Origin of the sequence: Rhodococcus sp. PSBB066, assembly GCF_017068255.1 — a bacterium.
Classification (GTDB): Bacteria; Actinomycetota; Actinomycetes; order Mycobacteriales; family Mycobacteriaceae; genus Rhodococcus; species Rhodococcus aetherivorans.
On record NZ_CP070859.1, the window covers coordinates 462,195 to 480,530 of the forward strand.

Genomic DNA, 18,336 nt, shown 5'->3' on the forward strand with positions numbered 1-18,336 from the left:
CAGAGCGCACGATCCGGCCATGCGACGGCGGTCTCCGGGGAAACACGCCCCATGGGCTCGCGCGGTTCCATCGGATCGATCTCCGCCGAGGCGCGTTCGGTGTCGTAAGCGGGCCGCGGCCGGTGCGGGGCGCACGCGGGTGGCGCCGAACAGGTCACGGCGACTCCCCCGCGGCGACGCCCACCCGGTCCTGCCAGGTGGCCTGCGCGCCGGAGTCGCCCACCCGATACACCTGAACCGTCGCGCCGACCCCGACGAGGACCGCGACGAGGGCGGTGACCACGGTCAGGAGCCGCACTCGTGCGGCCGGCATCGACCCACGCGAATCCAGCACGTGCAGGGCCCCGACCAGCATCGCCGCGGCGAACAGCCCAGCGGCGACGAACGGCATGGTGTCACCGAGCTCGGTATGGGTGTGCAGCAGTGCGGTGCGGTCGACCTGATGCTCCAGCGACTCACCGGCCTCGGCGGTCAGCGGGGTCAGGACGAGCAGTGCGGTGGCCAGCGCCGCAGTGGGCCACACGAGCCGCACCCGGGCGGCGGGCCAGAGGGCCGAAAGGACGACTCCGACCGCCACGAGCGGCACCAACACTACGATGGCGTGCACGAACAGTATGTGCGCCGGGAGTCCGTTGATCTGGGACATGCTGCTCCTCGGGGAGAGGGATGACCGGACATCTACTACTTTCTCGATAGTAGTAAGCCGTCCTGAGAGGAGCCTGAAACCGATGGCGCGGCGCCTACGCGGCACCCTGGAGCAGGAGATCGTCGACGTCCTTGCCGGCGCGGAAGAGCCGCTCACCGTGGCAAGGGTGAACGAGTTGCTGCCAGGAGCACTCGCCCACACCACTGTGATGACGACGCTGGCCCGCATGCACGGCAAGGGAATTCTGGACCGGACGCCGTCCGGTCGTGGTTACGCGTATCGGCTCGCGGCACCGATCGAGACGCTCCCGGCTGCGCAGGCCGCCCGGGACATGCATCGGCTTCTCGACAAGTACGGCCGCCGCGCGGACGTGCTGGCCCGGTTCGTCGCGGAATTGACACCCGACGACGAGCGGATGCTGCTGAGGCTGCTCGGGCGCGAGGACGGCGAGCCGGACGAAGGGAGAGAGCCGTGATAATGCCTGCTGTCCTCGCTCCACTCGCGGTGGGAGCAGCGCTCGGTATCGGAGCCGAGCGCATCGCGGTACAGGCCCGGCCGGCGACAACGGTCCGGCTCCTACCTGTTCTCTCCGCTCTGTGCGCCCTGACATTGCTCTCGTCGGCGACTGCCGTGGCCCTCACGCTCATCCACCACCGGCCCGGCACGACATCCGTCGCAGTCGCGGCGATCCTCCTCACCGCCGCTCTGTGTGCCACAGCCGGAGGCCTGCGGCACATCTGGCACGTCCGGCAGAACCTTTGCGCAGCAACTCGATTCTGCCGAAGCCTCCCCCGGACGGAGGGCTACCTCCTCGCCCGGAGCCCGGTCGCCGACGCCTACTCCGTCCCCGGGCGAGGGGGCGGGATCGTCGTGACGACCGCCATGAAGTCGGCTCTCACCGAGGACGAACTGACCGTATTGCTCGCACACGAGCACGCCCACCTGCGGCACCATCATTCCCGGTGGATCCAGATCGCCGAGACGGCGGCCGCACTCCACCCGCTGCTGCGGCCGGTTCCCGACGTCGTTCGCCGGGCCGCGGAGCGGTGGGCCGACGAGGAAGCCGCCGCCGGTGGCCGTCGCGCGGCCGCCCAGGCCGTCGCCGCCGCAGCCGTCGCGAGAAGCCGCTCCCTCGAGGCTCATTCGTCGACCACGCTCTCGGTGGCGGGCGGTGACGTCGTCGAACGCGTGCACGCGCTGGTCGATCCGCCTCGGCTTCCGTGGGCTCGCACGGTCGCCGCGACGCTGATCGTGGCGATCGCGCTGGTGTCGTTCTCGGCTCTGCGGACAACGGACATCGTCCAGGACGTGCTTCTTCCGGAACACGAGACGCCCCACCTCGTCCTGCAGCGGTGAAGCCGGGCGGACGACGCCGGCCGCCCGCCTCACCGCCTTGTGGACTCACCGCTCTGGGGATTCCGCCTGCACGTCGAACCGCTCGTGATACCGCTGCTCCGCCTCCCGTAGCACCCTGGGACTGAGCCGCGCGTGCGGCTGGATGTCGATCACCAACGGTTCCTGGTCGGGTCCGCGGCCGACCATCGTCCCCTTGAGCAACCAGAGGAAGCATCCGGCGGGCGCATCTCGCGTGGCGTACCGGTGGACCCGCCGTGCCACCCAGTCCTCGACGGGCCGACGCCACCACGGCTCCGGCGCGACCGGCACGACAGACCAACCAGGCAGGGTGACATTGCCTTCGACATCCCGCGTGGGGCCGTCCGCGGCGTCCGCGGCCGGTCCCGGTGAACAGCGCAGATAGATGAGCGGATCCCCCGCGACGAGAGCGGCGAGCTGATCGAGGCTCGCGATGACCTGCATGTCGTCGGGATCCGGATACATCTCCTCACGTGGCGCCATCGAGGTCCTCGGTACGTCGGGTAACCGCAGGATTCGTCGGCGAGGAGCCGGCGATCTGCGCGAGATGGTCGTGCCGACACTTCGCGCGTTCCGAGTCCTGCGACCTAGCGATGGTGACTCCCTCCGTCGACGGTCCTTCACGGACGCCGTCCGGATACCCGGTACCCGGCGCGCTACTCCCGGTCCGCGGTCGACAGGGGCTCCCCCGACCAGTGCGCCTGGGGTGGGATCCGGTGACGCGAACGCCGACTCGAGCGCCTCGGCGATCCTTCGGTCCCCGATCTCCGGTTGGGATGGTCTCCGTGATCGAGCAGCGGTGGGATCCACGCCACCGGCGGAACCCTTGAAGGGTGCGGGCGGGCACAGAACGCCGGCCGGACGCACCATGTGCGCGCGTATCGTTCGCCTATGGCACTGCACGGTGACGAATCCGAGTACACCCGCGTTCTCGAGGACGTTCAGGCCCTCGTCGCACACGCGATCGGTGCCGGGAACTCGGCCGACAGCGTCCGGGAGTTCTGGCACGAGCAGATCGACCGCTACGTCGAGGACGCGGCGACCGGCTGAATGTCACACGCGTTCGATGTGACCGAAGCGATGTGACATTCGGCCAGGACGACCGGGCCGTGACGGCGAGAATTGCCCGCGGCCCGACGGACGCCGAGCCGAGTTGTCCACCGCTTGTCCACAGAGTTGTCCACAGGTGGGGGAAACACCCGTAGGCCCCGGTCGCCGCGTGACGACCGGGGCCTACGGGGAGGAGCTACTTGCCCAGGGCCTTCTCGGTCGCCGCGAGCAGCACGCACGTCGCGACGCCGTCCATGGCGGTGGCGAGTTCGTTCAGCGACGGGAAGCTCGGGGCGAGCCGGATGTTCTTGTCCTCGGGGTCGTTCTTGTACGGGAACGCCGACCCGGCCGCGGTCAGCGCGATCCCCGCGTTCTTCGCGAGGGAGATGACCCGCTTGGCGGTGCCCTCCACCACGTCGAGGCTGATGAAGTAGCCGCCCTTCGGCTCGGTCCAGGACGCCACCTTCGACGGCCCGAGCCGGTCCTCGAGGATCTTCAGCACGAGCGCGAACTTCGGTGCGAGGAGCTCGCGGTGCTTGGCCATGTGGGCCCGCACCCCGTCGGCATCACCGAAGAAGCGCAGGTGACGCAGCTGGTTGACCTTGTCCGGGCCGATGGTCTTGATACCCAGGAACTTCTCGTACCACGCCAGGTTCTCGGCCGAGCTGCCGAAGAAGCTGACGCCGGCGCCGGCAAAGGTGATCTTGGATGTCGAGGCGAGGACGAACACGCGGTTCGGGTGCCCGGCCTCGGCCGCCATGCCCAGGATGTCCAGGGCGGGGGCGGCCTCCTCGACCAGGGGATGCACGGCGTACGCGTTGTCCCAGAAGATCCGGAAGTCCGGCGCGGCGGTCGGCATCGACGCCAGTTCGCGGGCGGCGCGCTCGGAGTACACGGCGCCGGTCGGGTTCGAGTAGGTGGGCACCGCCCACATGCCCTTGATCTGCGGGTCCGAGCCGACGAGCGCGGCGATCTTCGCCAGGTCCGGCCCGTCGTCGTGCATGGGCACCGGGATCATCTCGATCCCGTACGACTCGGTGATCGCGAAGTGCCGGTCGTAGCCGGGCGCGGGGCACAGGAACCTGACGACGGGTTCCTGGGACCACGGGCGCGGTGAATCCACCGTGCCGTGCAGCAACGACGCCACGACCAGGTCGTGCATGATCTCGAGGCTGGCGTTGTTGCCGGCGATCAGGTTCTCGGTGGGGATGCCCAGGAGCTCCCCGAAGATGTCGCGCAGCTCGGGCAGTCCGCGCAGGCCGCCGTAGTTACGGCAGTCCGTGCCGGACGCGTCGCGGTAGTCGTCGACCCCGGGCAGCGACAGCAACTCCGCGGAGAGATCCAGCTGCTCGGGGGACGGCTTGCCGCGAGTCAGGTCCAGCGTCAGCTTCTCGGCTTCGAGTCGCGCGTAGTTGTGGGACTGGCGCTCGTGCTCTGCGACGAGTTCCTCATGGCTCATCAACCCAATCTGGGTTTGGGTAGGCATGCGGAAGGACCTTTCACCGCGCCCAACGGCACGGGCATCGGCATCGGAAGCTAGGGGACCCCGCGCACCCGGCAGAGCCCGTTGACCCTTGCTGCCTTCCGGCCCTGGGGGAGTTCACAGGATGCGCGCCGCGCGGGATCCATCGGCCAGTGTAGACAAACATCGCTCCGAACCGTGAATCGGCACCGCCACACCCCGCCGAAACCCGCGGCGACCTCCCCGTTTGGCAACCACCAGGTCATATTCGGTATGCTTCCCCACGGAGGATTCGCCTAGTGGCCTATGGCGCTCGCCTGGAACGCGGGTTGGGTTAACGCCCTCAGGGGTTCAAATCCCCTATCCTCCGCCACGGGGAAGCCCCTGTGATCCGCAGCTTCGCGGATCACAGGGGCTTTTTCGCTTCCCTGTCGTGTCGGCCCCACCCTCTAGCCTCGCGGCATGCGCTTCTCCGGCATCGTCGAGGTCTTTCCCGGCCCGGGCGGCTGGCACTACGTCGACGTGCCGGCCCGGATCGTCGAGGCCGTGACGAGCGTCGCCGTACGCGGACTGATCCCGGTACGCGCCCGCATGGGCGGCACCGAGTGGGACACGTCCCTGCAGCCGCGGGGCGACGGCCGGCATTTCCTCGCGTTGAAGAGGTCGGTGCGCGCCGCCGAGTCGGTCGAGGTGGGCGACACGGTGACGATCACGGTCGCGGAGTGCTGACGCGCCGGGCGGCTCACTCGCAGGCGACACCGTCCCGGTCACCGTCCATCTCCTCGCTGTACCCGGGCTGACCGGCGTACAGCGGCGCGGCGCCGGCGGCCCGCGCCTCGGCGCAGTTGCGGTAGGTCGCGGCGGCGGCCGGCGGCGATGCCACCGACGGGGCCGGTTCCGGCGCCACGGTCGCGGCAGGCGCGGCGGGCACGGGGGCCGGGGCGGCGGCGCCGCACTCGGTGAGGACGCGGACCATCGCGTCGTGCTCGGCCTGGGTCACCCACAGCTGATAGAGGGCCTTGACCTCGATCTGCCGCGCGACGTACGTGCACCGGTAGGACCGGTTCGGCGGCAGCCAGGTCGCGGCGTCGCCGTCGCCCTTCTGCTGGTTGGCGTCGCCGTCGACGGCCTGCAGGTTGCGGGGATCGTTGGCGAAGTTCGCGCGGGTCTGCTGGTCGAGCTGCTGGGCACCCTTCTGCCACGCGTCGGACAGCGCGACGACATGGTCGATCTGCACGTCGGCGGAGGTGTCCTGGCCACGGCGGAACTCGATGGTCGTGCCGGTGTAGGCGTCGTGGAGGGTGCCGAAGAGGACCACGCAGTCCCGGGTGGCGGTCTTGTAGGTGATGTCGACGAGGTCGCGCCGCAGGATGTCGTTGCGGGTGTCGCAGCCGTTGCGGCCGCCGTCGACGTCGACGTCGTCGCTCCACGCCGGGCCGAAGAGTTCGCGGTCGTAACCGGTCTTGGGCGCTCGCCCCTTGACCGGCAGCGTCGCGAGCGTGGCCAGCGCCGACGAGGCGGATGCGTCCGCGGGAACGTGGGTCGGCGCCGGTGCGGGGGCCGGGGGCGGGGTGGTCGTCACCGTCGGGGTCGCGGCGACGGTGGGCGCGTGCGCCGGGGTGGCGGTGTCCGTTGCTGCGGCGCATCCGGTCAGCAGCAGGGCCGCCGCGGCGAGTCCGGCGCTCCATCCCCGCCTGCGGTGGTTCGGGGACTGGCGGGACGGTGAGGCGAACACGCTGGGTACTCCTGGGGGCGGGATGCGGTACGGCGGCACCCTCCGAGGGGGAACGAAAGGGCGTCTCCCGGACGTCGTACCGGACATCCCTTTCGTTACCGGAGGTAACAGCACAAGGTGATTACGATTTGTCCGTGGTCGGATACGGCAGACAACTCACGGCCCTCGCCATCGCGCTGTCCGGCCTCGCCGGATTCGTCGACGCGCTCGGCTTCATCACCCTCGGGGGCGTGTTCGTGTCGTTCATGAGCGGCAACTCCACGCGCATGAGCGTCGGCCTGGCCGACGGCGCCTGGGGCCAGGCGGCCCTCACCGCCGGCATCATCGGGCTCTTCCTCGTCGGTGTCGTCCTCGGCGGGGTGGTGGCGCAACTGTCCGACCGCAGCCGTCGCGCCCGCAAGACCGCCGTCCTCGCCGCGGTATCCGCGCTGCTGCTACTCGGTGCGCTCGCCCACACGGCGGGGTGGACGCCCGTCGCGGTGGTGGCGATGACCCTCGCCATGGGCGCGGAGAACTCGGTGTTCCAGCGCGACGGCGAGGTGAGCGTGGCCCTGACGTACATGACCGGGGCGCTCGTCAAGATCGGGCAGCGGCTCGCGGCCGCGCTGTTCGGCGGGCCCCGCTGGAGCTGGCTGCCGTACCTGGGCCTGTGGCTGGGCCTGGTGACCGGCGCCGTCGGCGGTGCCCTCGCGCATCGGGCGTTCGGACTGCACGCCCTGTGGGTCGCCACCGCGGTCGCCGTCGCACTCACCGTCGCGGTGCGGCACCTGCCGTACCGGCCGTGACGGAAGCCGGTTCCCCACGCAGGCAGCGATTGTCGGAGCCTGCGCCTACGCTCGTGGGCCATGAGGTGGTATGTGCCGAGCACTCCCAGCGCGGACCTCGCCGAGCACCTGGTGTGCGTGTGGTCGGCGGTCTCCGACGGGCAGAGTCACCTCCTCGTTCCGGACGGATGCGTCGACCTCCTGTGGATCGCCGGCGTCGGCATTCGCGTGTGCGGTCCGGAAACGTCCGCGTGGTCGTTCACCCTGCCGCCCGGCGTCGTCTCCGCCGGCGTGCGGTTCCGCCCCGGTCTCGCCTCGTTCGCCCTGCGCGCGTCGGCCGCGCAACTCCGCGATACCCACGTCGGGTTGGACGACCTGATCGGCTCGGCCGGGGCCAGACCACTCGCCGACCGGCTCGACAACGCCCGGACCGCCCCCGAACGGCTCGAGGTGTTCCAATCCGCGGTGCGGCGCTGGCTCGCGCACGGCCTTGCCCCCGACCCGCTGATCGGGCACCTCCGGCAGGCACTGTCCGGGCACTCGTGGAGCGTCGGCACGCTCGCCGACACCGCCGCACTCACCGAGCGTCAGCTGCAGCGCCGCTGCAACGAGGCGTTCGGGTACGGCCCCGCCACGTTGCGATCGATCCTTCGCCTGCAACGGTTCATGGCCCTCGCCGACGCCGGTCCCGGGCGCGGACTGGCCGAACTCGCCGCGGTCGCCGGCTACAGCGACCAGTCGCACCTGAACCGTGAGGCCCGCAGAATCTCCACCCTGACGCCCACCGCCCTGCTCGCCGGCGAGGCACCACGGTGGCACGGCCCGGGCTCGGCACTCGATGTCCGAAGTATCCAATCCCTCGGCGACCTCGGGGCGGAAGAATCCGCGGCATGACCGAGACCCTCGCCCCCGCCCGTCACTACCGCGAACTCGCGGCGAAGTTCACCACACGCGTCGAGGCCGTGCCGGCCGACCGGTGGGACGCGCCGTCGCCCTGCGAGGGCTGGACCGCCCGCGACGTGCTGCGGCACGTCGTCGACACGCAGCGGCAGATCGTCACCGTCGTCGGCCTGGAACTGCCCGCCTGCCCCTCGCCGGACACCGACCCGGTCGGCGCGTGGGCCGCCACCCGCGACGGCATGCAGGCGATCCTCGACGATCCGCAGCGCGCCGGCCTCGAGTACGACGGCCACTTCGGCCGCACCACCCTCGCCGCGACCGTCGCGCGGTTCTACAACTTCGACCTCGTCGTGCACGGCTGGGACATCGCTCGTGCCGCCGGCCTGGACGACTCCGTCGACGACGAGGATCTCGACTTCGTGGAGGCGACGGCGCAGGCCCTGGGCGACTCGATCCGTATGGAGGGGGTCTGCGGGCCCGCCGTCGAGGTGCCCGCGGACGCCGACCGGCGGACCCGGGTGCTCGCGCACCTGGGCCGTCGCGCCTGATCGGCGGTAGCGCCGCGCCTGATCGGCGGTGGCGTTGCGCCTGATCGGCGGTGGCGTTGCGCCTGATCAGCGGTAGCGTCGGGGCATGCGCGCCCCGGGCTCCTGGCTTCCGGTGTCGTTGCTGGCTGTGGCCGCCCTCCTGTCCGGCCCCGCCGGGGCGGCACCGTCGGTGCCCGCGCCCGTCACGTCCGTCGGCATCCCGGCGACGGGACTGACCACCGACGTCCCGGCGACGTCTGCGACGATGTACGCGGGCGTGACCGACTCGGCGGACCCACCGCTCCCGCGCGACGTCGCCGAGAGCGGCGCCCCGGTGTCCGTCGGCGACAAGTTCGACGAATATCCCTATGTCCGTTACGAACTCGAATTCCCCGCCGGAACCGAGGCGGTGACGCTCCGGTGGCAGGGCCGCAGCGTCAACCTCGACGACCTCGCCCTGCACGTGCGCACGGGCCGATCGTGGGGCGAGCCGCGCGCCGTGGCCCGGCCCGCAGCGCCCGGCGGACCGATCGTGCTCGAGGCCCGGATCACCGGCATCGCCGGCCGCGTGGAGATCCTGGTGATCGACGGGCCCCGTCGCGACCGGGGTTTCCGCGACGCCAACGCCGTACCGGACCAGGCGTTCGCCGATCCGGCGGACTACGACTTCGCTATCCAGCACCTCACCGACACCCAGTACCTCGCCCGCGACGACACCGCCGCCTTCCGGGCCATGACGACCTGGACGGCGCAGCAGGCCCGCGACCGGAAGATCGCGTACACCGTGCACACCGGGGACCTGATCCAGTCGTGGATCCGGCCGGGCGCCCCGGACGCCCGCGCCCGCGCGGAGTTCGAGGTCGCGTCGGAGGCGATGGGAATCCTCGAGGCGGCCGGGATGCCCTACGGGGTCCTGCCCGGCAACCACGACAACCTGTGGAACGTCGCGGGCCGGCTCGTGCCGGGCGAGCACGAACGCAACCACGCGCTGTACAACGAGTACTTCGGGCCACAGCGGTTCCGGGACCGGCCGCAGTGGGGCGCCTCGGTGACCGACACCGACAACTCGGCGCACTACGACCTGTTCGAGAGCGCCGGCGCCCGGTTCCTCGTCCTCTACATCGGCTACAACCCGGCGGAGCACGTGATGCGCTGGGCCGAGCAGGTGCTGGCCGCCCATCCGGACCGCAACACGATCGTCGCCGCGCACTACTACCTGGACGAGGACGGGCGCCTGCGGATGAGCGGATTCGGCGACATCGGCGGCAGTTCGGGCCAACAGATCTGGAACCGGCTCGTCGTGCCGCACGAGTCGGTGTTCATGGTGCTGTCCGGGCACGTGGACGGGCAGACGACCGTGACCGACCGCCCGATCCCCGGCAGCGACCGGCGCGTGGTCGAGATGCTCGCCGACTATCAGTACTTCCTGGTCGACGGTCGACGCGCGACGGCGTTCCAGCGGTTGCTGCAGTTCGATCTCGACGACGGCACGGTCGCCGTCACCACCCACTCCCCCGCGCTCGACAGCTTCCGGGTGGAGGACCACGACCCGCGGCGCCGCTACACGCCGGAGGACGGCGACTTCGTGGTGGACGTGCAACTGCGCGCCGGCGTGCCGCGTGCGGTACTCCCCGGCTGAGTCCGGATCACCTTGCCGCCGAGACGAGTTCGCGGACGCGCGGCGCGACCTCCTGCGCGAATCGCTCGACGTCGGGGCGGGCATCGGTGCCGAGCACGAAGCCGCTGATGCCGTGGCGCAGGGTCAGCTCCGCGAGCTGCTCCGCCCACACGGCGGGCGGCCCGGCGAGGAACCCGCCGTCCGCACCGCCGTCGAATCGGCCGCTGATGTTGTAGAGCCGGCGGATCTCGCGCGGGTCCCGGCCGGCGTCCACAGCCGCCTCGTCGACCCGCCTCGACATCTCGGCGAGCCGGTCCGGCGAAGCGGCGAACGCGCTGGGCAGCCACCCGTCGGCGGCGCGTCCGGTGAGGGCGAGCATGCGAGGACCGTAGGCGCCGAGCCAGATTCCGATGTCGTGGGCGGGCGCCGGGCCGCGCTTGGCGCCGGCGAGACGGTAGTGGGTGCCGTCGACGCGGGCGCCACCCCGGCGGTCGGCCCACAGCTCCCGGATGACGGTGATCGCCTCCTCCAGCGCGTCGACGGCTTCGCCCGTGGTGCGGTGCGGTCCGCCGTTCGCGGCGATCGCGTCCCAGTAGGCGCCCGCGCCGAGGCCCAGCTCCACGCGTCCGCCGCTGAGGCGGTCGAGGGAGGCCGCGCTGCGCGCGAGGATCGCCGGGCCGCGCAGCGGCAGGTTCGCCACGTTCGGCGCCACGAGTACCCGCGTCGTCCGCGCGGCGACCCAGGTCAGCAGGGTCCAGGCGTCGAGGAAACGGGCCTGGTACGGGTGGTCCTGGAAGGTGACCAGGTCCAGGCCGGCGCGTTCGGAGGCGACCGCGAGGTCGACGACCGCGGCAGGGTTCTCGGCGGCCGGCGTGAGGAAGCTGCCGAAGAGGAGCTTCCGGCCGTACTCGGGCATGGCGTCCTCCCGGTGGTGAGCCGACCGCTTCATCGTGCTGCATCCGGACGGCCGTGGGAAGTTTGCCGCCACCGTCACGGGGAATGCGGGATAATCGGTCACATTCGATCCTCCGGAGGTTCCCGTGCGACTGAGCAACGTTCCGCTCCGGCTGGCCACCGGTGCTTTCATCCTCAATTCCGGGCTGGGCAAGCGCGATCTCCCGCCCGAGGCCGCCGCAGGGCTGCAGGACATGGCGAGCAAGGCGCTCCCCCGGCTCGGGAAGATGCGGCCGGAGACGTTCGGCCAGGCCCTGTCGACCGCTGAGATCGGCGTCGGCACCCTGCTGCTGGCGCCCGTCGTCTCCCCCGTCGTGGCCGGCGCCGCGCTGACCGCGTTCAGTTCGGGTCTGCTCGCGATGTACTGGCGGATGCCCGGCATGCACGAGGGCGGATCGTTCCGCCCGACCCAGCAGGGCACGCCGATCGCCAAGGACGTCTGGCTCCTCGGGGCGGGCCTGTCCCTGATCATCAGCGGGGTGAGCAGGACCTGACCGAGCGGGACCGCGGCGGTGCAGGTCCGGCAGGTGTGCCCCTGTCTCACCGTGCCACGGGTGAGCGCTCCGCCGGAGGTTCAACGCGGCGCACCAGGGGGTAACGCCGAATCATGAACACACGACGTACAACCTTGATCGCAGGCGTGTCCCTGACCGCACTCGTCGCCGCCGGATGCGGCGGCGACGACGCCTCGACGGACAACCAGGCCACCGTCGAGACGCCTCCCGCGTCTTCGGAAACGACGACCACCGGCATGCCCACCCCCCTGCCCGGCACGGATGGAGTGGCCTTCCAGCTGCCCGGGGAAGGTGGTGGCGACGACAACGCCTACACCTACGACGAAGCCGCCGTCCCGGTGGGGTCGACCGTGACCGTCGAATCCGAAGAGGAAGACGGCCGCACGACGGTCACGCTCAACGCAACCGGTCTTGCGCCCACCCGCGACTTCGGCGTGCACGTACACACGCAGCCGTGCGGGCCACAACCGTCGGATGCGGGGCCGCACTATCAGAACAACGTGGACCCCGCGGCCACCCCGCAATCTTCGTCGACGGATCCGGCCTACGCGAACCCCCGGAACGAGATCTGGCTCGATATCACCACCGACGGCGACGGCAACGCCCAGACGTCGACGACGGTCGACTGGGCGGTCCGCGACGGTGAGGCCGCATCTGTGGTACTCCACGCGCAGCGCACCAGGACCGGTCCCGGCGAGGCCGGCATGGCCGGTGATCGCCTGGCCTGCATCGACGAGGACTTCTGACGAACGCCGGCGGTCCTGGAACCGCCTGGCCGCACGCGGCACCGCAGGTGGTGCAGCGACGGTCGCCGACACCGCCTTGAAGTGCGGGGTCGATGCCCCATACCGACGTATGGAGATGCGCGCAGGTACGGTGCATCCATGCGCGCGCGCCCCTATGCCACCACCAGCCCCACGCGTCTCGCCGCGGCCCTGCTCGAGGTCGCGGCGCGGATCGGGCTCGACGGCGCCAGCGTGCGCGAGGTGGCCAGCCATGCAGGTGTATCGATCGGCGCCGTGCAGCACCACTTCCCTACCAAGGACGAGATGCTCGCCTACTCGTTCCGCGCGCTCGCCGAACGGGTGCTGACGCGGCTGAGCACCGTCGACCCCGACATCGATCCGGCGCGCACCCTGTTCGCGGCGCTGAGCCAGCTGCTGCCGCTCGACGACCAGCGCACCGCCGAGGCGCACGTGATGGCGGCGTTCACCGTGCGGGCCGCGACGTCGCCGTCGTTGAGCACGATCCGGCACACGACGCTGTTCACGATGCGCACCGCGGTCTCCGCCGTCCTGATCCGGATGGGCACCGCGGAGCCCGAGACCCGGGCGGCGCTCCTGCTGGCCGCGGTCAACGGCCTGGCCCTCGACGCCGTCGCCAGCCCGGAGCTGTATCCGCCGGAGTACCTCACCCACGCGCTGCACACCCAGATCCAGCTGTCGCTCGACGGCGCCGACGCCCACTGATCGCCTTCGAAAATGCCTGTGGCCGAATGTCACACGCGTTCGATCTGATCGACGCGATGTGACATTCGGCCACACACACAGGGGGTGGGTCAGCGGGCGGTCCAGCCGCCGTCCATCGTGTAGGAGGCGCCGGTGACCATGCCGGCGTCGTCCGAGGCCAGCCACGCGACGAGGGAGGCCACCTCCCCGGGTTCGACGAGCCGCTTGATCGCCGGCTCGGTGAGCAGCACGTCGGCGAGCACTCGCTCCTCGTCGATGCCGTGCAGCCGGGCCTGGTCGCTGATCTGCTTCTCCACCAACGGCGTTCGCACATAGCCCGGGTTGACGCAGTTGCTGGTGACGCCGTGCGGACCGCCCTCGAGGGCCGTGACCTTCGACAGCCCCTCGAGGCCGTGCTTGGCGGTGACGTACGCGGACTTGAAGGCCGACGCCCGCAGGCCGTGCACCGACGACACGTTGACGATGCGCCCGAATGCCCGGTCGTACATGTGCGGCAGGGCCGCCTTCACGAGGAGGAAGGGCACCTCCACCATCAGGGTCTGGATCCGGCGGAAGTCGGTGAGGGCGAACTCCTCGATCGGGCGGACGACCTGGATGCCGGCGTTGTTGACGAGGATGTCGACCTCGAGCCGGAGCCCGTCGAGCTGGTCGGTGTCGAGCAGGTCCACCGCCCACGCCTGCCCGCCGATCTCGTGGGCGAGGGTCTTGGCGGCGACCTCGTCGACGTCGGCGACGGTGACCTGCACGCCGCGGGCGGCCAGTTCCCGGGCGCACGCCGCCCCGATGCCGCCGGCGCCGCCGGTGATCAGCGCGGTGCGGGCACTCATGCGGACACCGCCGTCTTCTCGGCGCCGACGGCGCGGGCATCCGCGGCATCGATGTCGCGCAGGCTGATGCCCTTGGTTTCGCGGGCGGCGACGACGGCGATGATCGTCACCACGGACGCCACGGCCAGGTAGATCGCGATGGGCACAGCGCTGCCGTAGCGGCTGAGCAGCGCGGTCGCGATGATCGGCGCGAGCGAGCCGGCGACGTTGGAGGTCACCTGGTAGCCGAGCGAGACACCCGCGTAGCGCATGCGGGTCGGGAACATCTCGGCCATGATCGCGGGCTGGCCGGCGTACATGAAGGCGTGGAACACCAGGCCGATGACGATGGCGGACATGACGAGGGCGTTGTGCCCGCTGTCCATCATCGGGAAGGCGAAGAAGCCCCACGTGCCGGCGGTGACGGCACCGACCATGTACACCGGGCGGCGGCCGAAGGTGTCGGACAGGCGCCCGACGACGGGGATGATCGCGAAGTGCACGGCGTGCGCGGCGAGCATCCACCACAGGATGGTGGAGGTGTTCGCACCGACGACCACCTTGAGATAGGTGATCGAGAACGTGACGACGAGGTAGTACATGACGTTCTCGGCGAAGCGCAGACCCATGGCGGTGAACACGCCGCGCGGGTATCGCTTGACGACCTCGACGACGCTGTACGAGCTGGACTTGATCTGCTCGGCCTCACGCTGGGCCTCGAGGAAGATCGGCGCGTCGGTGACCTTGGTGCGGATGTAGTAGCCGACCAGCACGATGACGGCCGACAGCCAGAACGCGATACGCCAGCCCCACGAGAGGAACGCCGCGTCGGACAGCGTGGTGGTCAGGATCAGCAGGACGACGGTGGCGACGAGATTGCCCATCGGCACGCCGGCCTGCGGCCACGACGCCCAGAAGCCGCGCGAACGGTTGGGGCTGTGCTCGGCGACGAGCAGCACCGCGCCGCCCCACTCGCCGCCCACGGCGAAGCCCTGGACGAAACGCAGCGTGACGAGCAGCGCGGGCGCCCAGTAGCCGATGGCACCGAAAGTGGGCAGACAGCCCATGAGGAAGGTGGCGACGCCGACGAGCACGAGGCTGGTCTGCAGCAGCTTCTTGCGGCCGAACTTGTCGCCGAAGTGGCCGAACACGACGCCGCCGAGGGGTCGCGCGACGAAGCCGACGGCGTAGGTGACGAACGCGGCGATGATGGCGTCGAGCTCGTTGCCGTTGTCGGGGAAGAAGACCTTGGAGAACACCAGGGTGGCGGCGGTGCCGTAGAGGAAGAACTCGTACCACTCGACGACGGTGCCGGCCATCGACGCGCCGACGACCTTGCGCAGGCCCGAGGCGGGGGTCTCGTCCGGTGTACGGCCGTCGGGCCGTGCCTGTTCGACGCTCATGGGTTCGTCCTCCTCGGTTCGACTGTGACGGGCAACACTTCTGAACGCATGTGCCGAGTATTGATGCACAGATCTGCATGCACAATGACGCGATCCGCAGAGTAGATCTGCAAGAATGCACACATGAGCGCTCCGTCGGCCGATGACCTGCTGGTTTTGCTGGCCGTCGGCCGCACGGGCCGCTTCACGACCGCCGCCGACGACCTCGGCGTCAACCACACGACCATCGCCCGTCGTATCGCGGCGCTGGAGAAGAGCCTCGGCGGGCGCGTGCTGGCCCGCGCGTCGGGCGGATGGGAGCTCACCGAGCTCGGCCGCTCGGCCCTCGCCGCGGCCGAGCGGATCGAGGCTGCCGTCGCCGGGCTGGCCGGACCCGACGGGGACCGCGGGCTCGAGGGCGTCGTCCGGGTCTCGGCGACCGACGGCTTCAGCGCCTACATCGCGGCCCCGGCCGGTGCGCTGGTGCGGCGACGGCACCCGGGCGTGGCGGTGGAGATCGTCGCGGCCACGCGTCGCGCGTCGCAGCAGCGGTCCGGCCTCGACCTCGAGGTGGTGGTGGGACGCCCCCAGGTGCACCGCGCCGAGGCGCACCGGCTGGCCGACTACACCCTCGGCCTGTACGCGGCGCGGGACTACGTCGCCGAACACGGTGCCCCGACGACGGTGCGTGAGCTGAGCCGTCACCCCCTGGTGTACTTCATCGACTCGATGCTGCAGGTCGACGATCTGGACCTGGCCCGTCGCATCGCCCCGGACATGCACGAGTCGGTGAGCTCGACCAACGTGTTCGTCCACGTCGAGGCGACCCGCGCCGCGGCCGGGCTCGGGCTGCTGCCGTGCTTCATGGCCGACCGGCACGCCGACCTGGTGCGGATCCTCCCCGGGGAGGTGGAGGCGCGGCTGAACTACTGGATGGTGGCGCGGTCGGAGACGCTGCGCCGGCCGGAGGTCGCCGCCGTCGTCGCGGCGATCCGCGAGACCGTGCACGCCCAGCGCTCCGTCCTGCTCGGCCGGCCCGTCGCGTGACCCACCGGCGTGCAGGTGACCGAATGTGACATCACGCTCGATAGTCTGACCAAATGTCACATTCGGCCGGGGACGCGCGGGTGGGGGCCGGCCGGTTCGCCCCGAGCCCGTCGGGCGACCTGCACCTCGGAAACCTGCGCACGGCGGTCCTCGCGTGGCTGTTCGCCCGGAGCACCGGGCGGCGGTTCCTGATCCGCGTCGAGGATCTGGACCGGGTCCGGCCCGGCGCGCAGGAACGTCAGCTCGCCGACCTCGCCGCGCTGGGCCTGGACTGGGACGACGAGGTGGTCCACCAGTCGCGGCGGCTGCCCCTCTACGACGCCGCGATCGCCCGCCTCACCCGCGCGGGCCTGACCTACGAGTGCTTCTGCACGAGACGCGAGATCCAGCATGCGGCGTCCGCGCCGCACGCCCCGCAGGGCGCCTATCCGGGAACGTGCCGGAACCTCACCGAGGCCGAACGGGAGGCGAAACGGGCGTCGGGGCGGCCCGCCGCGCTGCGCCTGCGGTCCGGCGCCGCCACCTTCACCGTGGCGGACGAGGTGCACGGCAGCTTCACCGGTGTCGTCGACGACCTCGTGCTGCGCCGCGGCGACGGCATCCCCGCCTACAACCTGGCCGTCGTCGTCGACGACGCGGCACAGGGCATCGACCAGGTGGTACGCGGCGACGACCTGCTCACCTCGGCACCGCGGCAGGCCTATCTCGCGGCGCTGCTCGGGCTTCCGGTACCCACCTACGCGCACGTGCCGCTGGCGCTGAACGTGCACGGCAAACGCCTCGCCAAGCGCGACGGTGCCGTCACGCTCACCGACCAGGCGGCGCTGGGCCACACCGCGGCCGACGTGCTGAGCCGGATCGCGGTCTCGCTCGACCTGGCGGACAAGGACGAGCCCGTCACGCCGGAGCTGCTGCTCGAACGATGGGATCCGGCCCGGCTCCCGCGGGAGCCGTGGGTGTACGACGGCAGCTGGTGACCGGTATCGGTGCAGCGCGACAGCCCCACGGGGTCCGCGCGGCCGGCACCGCCGCGTAGTCCGGTTCGCTCCGGTCGTCCGGCTCGCGGAAGTTCCGGTGATCGTGCAATTCGGGCGCGTCGGACGTAGTGTGCGCAGTCGACAACGCGATTGGCTCCACCCTCCCACCGAGAAGGATCCGATGACGACCGGCGGTTACGACCCCAGCAAAGAGCCCCACAACCAGGGCGGCGAACCCAACCCCCCGCAGGGCGGCTACCCGCCGCCTCCCGGCAACTACCCGCCCCCCGGCAACTACCCGCCCCCCGGCAACTACCCGCCCCCCGGCAACTATCCCCCGCCCGGGAACTATCCGCCCCCGCCCGGCAACTACCCGCCCCCGCCCGGCAGCTACCCGCCCCCGCCCGGCAACTACCCCTCGGGCGGTAGCCAGTACGGCGGATTCGGCGCCCCCACGCAGCTCAACGTGGGTGACGCGATCGGCTACGGCTGGAAGAAGTTCAGCCAGAACGCGGGCGTCTGGATCGCGTTCGTCGTCGCGGCGGCGCTGATCCAGTTCGTGATCAACGTGATCTTCGGCGGCTTCGACACGAACGAACTGACGGCGCTCAGCATCATCGGCGCGATCGTCAGCGTGTTCGTCAGCATCCTGATCCAGGCCGCCTACGTGCGCGGCGCGCTGCACGAAACCGACGGCAATCGTCCGTCGTTCGGCTCGTTCTTCCAGTTCGAGAACATCGGCGCCGTGGTGGTCGCGAGCCTGCTCGTCTCGCTCATGACCGTGGTCGGTTTCATCCTGCTGATCATCCCCGGCTTCATCGTCATCTTCCTGACCTGGTGGACGCTGCAGTTCGTCATCGACCAGAACCAGCAGCCGGTGGACGCGATCAAGTCCAGCTTCCGGGCCATCTCGTCCAACGTGGGACCGTTGCTGCTGCTGGCGCTGGCTCTGGTCGGCATCAACATCCTCGGCGCCATCCCGTGCGGCCTGGGTCTGCTCGTCACGATTCCGCTGACGATCATCGCCTCCACCTACGCCTACCGGGTGACCACCGGCCGCGGCGTCGCGCCCTGACGGACCCGGGCGTTCCACGACGCGGCACGTTACGA

The 18,336-nt window shown here is 70.8% G+C and carries 21 protein-coding genes, 1 tRNA gene and 1 other RNA gene; 15 read left to right on the top strand and 8 right to left on the bottom strand.

The window, feature by feature from the left end; all coding sequences use genetic code 11:
- Positions 1-154: 154 nt before the first annotated feature.
- Positions 155-646: a DUF2231 domain-containing protein gene (locus JYA75_RS02240; protein ID WP_006943095.1), complete on the bottom strand. Its 492-nt coding sequence runs from the start codon at positions 644-646 to the stop codon at positions 155-157.
- Positions 647-728: 82 nt separating this feature from the next.
- Between JYA75_RS02240 and JYA75_RS02245 the strand changes: the two genes are divergently transcribed.
- Entirely contained in the window at positions 729-1,121 is a 393-nt protein-coding gene (locus JYA75_RS02245) for a BlaI/MecI/CopY family transcriptional regulator (protein WP_029547104.1), read from the top strand.
- Between the two features lie 2 nt (positions 1,122-1,123).
- Positions 1,124-2,002, top strand: coding sequence for a M48 family metalloprotease (locus tag JYA75_RS02250; RefSeq protein WP_239010591.1), 879 nt, complete (start codon positions 1,124-1,126; stop codon positions 2,000-2,002).
- A 45-nt stretch (positions 2,003-2,047) separates the two neighbouring features.
- Here JYA75_RS02250 and JYA75_RS02255 read toward each other — a convergent pair whose 3' ends face one another.
- Entirely contained in the window at positions 2,048-2,503 is a 456-nt protein-coding gene (locus tag JYA75_RS02255) for a DUF6098 family protein (RefSeq protein WP_203329655.1), read from the bottom strand.
- Positions 2,504-2,911: 408 nt separating this feature from the next.
- On the opposite strand from JYA75_RS02255, the gene JYA75_RS02260 reads away from it, so the two are divergent.
- Positions 2,912-3,070 (top strand): hypothetical protein, encoded by a 159-nt coding sequence (locus tag JYA75_RS02260; protein ID WP_006943091.1) that lies wholly within the window; start codon positions 2,912-2,914, stop codon positions 3,068-3,070.
- A gap of 196 nt (positions 3,071-3,266) precedes the next feature.
- On the opposite strand, the gene JYA75_RS02265 is transcribed toward JYA75_RS02260, so the two are convergent.
- Together JYA75_RS02265 and ffs are read right to left on the bottom strand one after the other, a co-directional pair.
- Positions 3,267-4,556, bottom strand: coding sequence for an aminotransferase class I/II-fold pyridoxal phosphate-dependent enzyme (locus tag JYA75_RS02265; RefSeq protein ID WP_050034411.1), 1,290 nt, complete (start codon positions 4,554-4,556; stop codon positions 3,267-3,269).
- 49 nt (positions 4,557-4,605) lie between these two features.
- An RNA gene (gene ffs, locus JYA75_RS02270) (signal recognition particle sRNA small type) lies at positions 4,606-4,700 on the bottom strand.
- A 117-nt stretch (positions 4,701-4,817) separates the two neighbouring features.
- On the opposite strand from ffs, the gene JYA75_RS02275 reads away from it, so the two are divergent.
- Together JYA75_RS02275 and JYA75_RS02280 are read left to right on the top strand one after the other, a co-directional pair.
- A tRNA-Ser gene (locus JYA75_RS02275) sits at positions 4,818-4,905 on the top strand.
- 89 nt (positions 4,906-4,994) lie between these two features.
- Positions 4,995-5,261: a DUF1905 domain-containing protein gene (locus JYA75_RS02280; RefSeq protein WP_006943087.1), complete on the top strand. Its 267-nt coding sequence runs from the start codon at positions 4,995-4,997 to the stop codon at positions 5,259-5,261.
- 13 nt (positions 5,262-5,274) lie between these two features.
- Here JYA75_RS02280 and JYA75_RS02285 read toward each other — a convergent pair whose 3' ends face one another.
- Positions 5,275-6,267 carry a DUF1524 domain-containing protein gene (locus tag JYA75_RS02285; protein ID WP_006943081.1) on the bottom strand — a complete coding sequence of 331 codons (993 nt, stop codon included), beginning with the start codon at positions 6,265-6,267 and terminating at the stop codon, positions 5,275-5,277.
- A 134-nt stretch (positions 6,268-6,401) separates the two neighbouring features.
- Between JYA75_RS02285 and JYA75_RS02290 the strand changes: the two genes are divergently transcribed.
- From JYA75_RS02290 to JYA75_RS02305, 4 genes are all read left to right on the top strand, one after another.
- A complete protein-coding gene (locus tag JYA75_RS02290) occupies positions 6,402-7,052 on the top strand; it encodes a YoaK family protein (RefSeq protein WP_029547091.1) in 651 nt (216 codons plus the stop codon).
- A gap of 60 nt (positions 7,053-7,112) precedes the next feature.
- Entirely contained in the window at positions 7,113-7,925 is an 813-nt protein-coding gene (locus JYA75_RS02295; RefSeq protein WP_203329656.1) for a helix-turn-helix domain-containing protein, read from the top strand.
- On the top strand, positions 7,922-8,479 hold the full coding sequence (locus JYA75_RS02300; RefSeq protein WP_006943075.1) for a TIGR03086 family metal-binding protein: 558 nt from the start codon (positions 7,922-7,924) through the stop codon (positions 8,477-8,479). The genes JYA75_RS02295 and JYA75_RS02300 overlap by 4 nt, the downstream gene beginning before the upstream one ends.
- Before the next feature lie 85 nt (positions 8,480-8,564).
- Positions 8,565-10,097: a metallophosphoesterase gene (locus tag JYA75_RS02305; protein ID WP_203329657.1), complete on the top strand. Its 1,533-nt coding sequence runs from the start codon at positions 8,565-8,567 to the stop codon at positions 10,095-10,097.
- 7 nt (positions 10,098-10,104) lie between these two features.
- Here the strand turns inward: JYA75_RS02305 and JYA75_RS02310 are convergent, their stop codons facing one another.
- Positions 10,105-10,992 (bottom strand): LLM class flavin-dependent oxidoreductase, encoded by an 888-nt coding sequence (locus JYA75_RS02310; protein WP_203330141.1) that lies wholly within the window; start codon positions 10,990-10,992, stop codon positions 10,105-10,107.
- Between the two features lie 124 nt (positions 10,993-11,116).
- On the opposite strand from JYA75_RS02310, the gene JYA75_RS02315 reads away from it, so the two are divergent.
- The 3 genes from JYA75_RS02315 (at position 11,117) to JYA75_RS02325 (ending at position 13,014) form a co-directional block, all read left to right on the top strand.
- Positions 11,117-11,524, top strand: a complete 408-nt coding sequence (locus JYA75_RS02315; protein ID WP_006943069.1) for a hypothetical protein — start codon at positions 11,117-11,119, stop codon at positions 11,522-11,524.
- Positions 11,525-11,637: 113 nt separating this feature from the next.
- Positions 11,638-12,291 carry a superoxide dismutase family protein gene (locus tag JYA75_RS02320; protein ID WP_203329658.1) on the top strand — a complete coding sequence of 218 codons (654 nt, stop codon included), beginning with the start codon at positions 11,638-11,640 and terminating at the stop codon, positions 12,289-12,291.
- A gap of 138 nt (positions 12,292-12,429) precedes the next feature.
- Positions 12,430-13,014, top strand: coding sequence for a TetR/AcrR family transcriptional regulator (locus tag JYA75_RS02325; RefSeq protein ID WP_006943066.1), 585 nt, complete (start codon positions 12,430-12,432; stop codon positions 13,012-13,014).
- A gap of 89 nt (positions 13,015-13,103) precedes the next feature.
- On the opposite strand, the gene JYA75_RS02330 is transcribed toward JYA75_RS02325, so the two are convergent.
- Together JYA75_RS02330 and JYA75_RS02335 are read right to left on the bottom strand one after the other, a co-directional pair.
- Positions 13,104-13,841: a 3-hydroxybutyrate dehydrogenase gene (locus JYA75_RS02330; protein WP_203329659.1), complete on the bottom strand. Its 738-nt coding sequence runs from the start codon at positions 13,839-13,841 to the stop codon at positions 13,104-13,106.
- On the bottom strand, positions 13,838-15,223 hold the full coding sequence (locus JYA75_RS02335) for an MFS transporter (RefSeq protein WP_203329660.1): 1,386 nt from the start codon (positions 15,221-15,223) through the stop codon (positions 13,838-13,840). Before JYA75_RS02335 ends, JYA75_RS02330 begins: the two co-directional genes overlap by 4 nt.
- A 123-nt stretch (positions 15,224-15,346) precedes the next feature.
- On the opposite strand from JYA75_RS02335, the gene JYA75_RS02340 reads away from it, so the two are divergent.
- The 3 genes from JYA75_RS02340 to JYA75_RS02350 all read left to right on the top strand — a co-directional run bounded on the left by JYA75_RS02340 (position 15,347) and on the right by JYA75_RS02350 (position 18,301).
- Positions 15,347-16,249 (top strand): LysR family transcriptional regulator, encoded by a 903-nt coding sequence (locus tag JYA75_RS02340; RefSeq protein ID WP_006943063.1) that lies wholly within the window; start codon positions 15,347-15,349, stop codon positions 16,247-16,249.
- A 53-nt stretch (positions 16,250-16,302) separates the two neighbouring features.
- Positions 16,303-17,226, top strand: a complete 924-nt coding sequence (gluQRS, locus tag JYA75_RS02345) for a tRNA glutamyl-Q(34) synthetase GluQRS (protein WP_029547083.1) — start codon at positions 16,303-16,305, stop codon at positions 17,224-17,226.
- A 181-nt stretch (positions 17,227-17,407) separates the two neighbouring features.
- Positions 17,408-18,301 (top strand): hypothetical protein, encoded by an 894-nt coding sequence (locus JYA75_RS02350; protein ID WP_203329661.1) that lies wholly within the window; start codon positions 17,408-17,410, stop codon positions 18,299-18,301.
- The last annotated feature ends 35 nt before the right edge of the window (positions 18,302-18,336 follow it).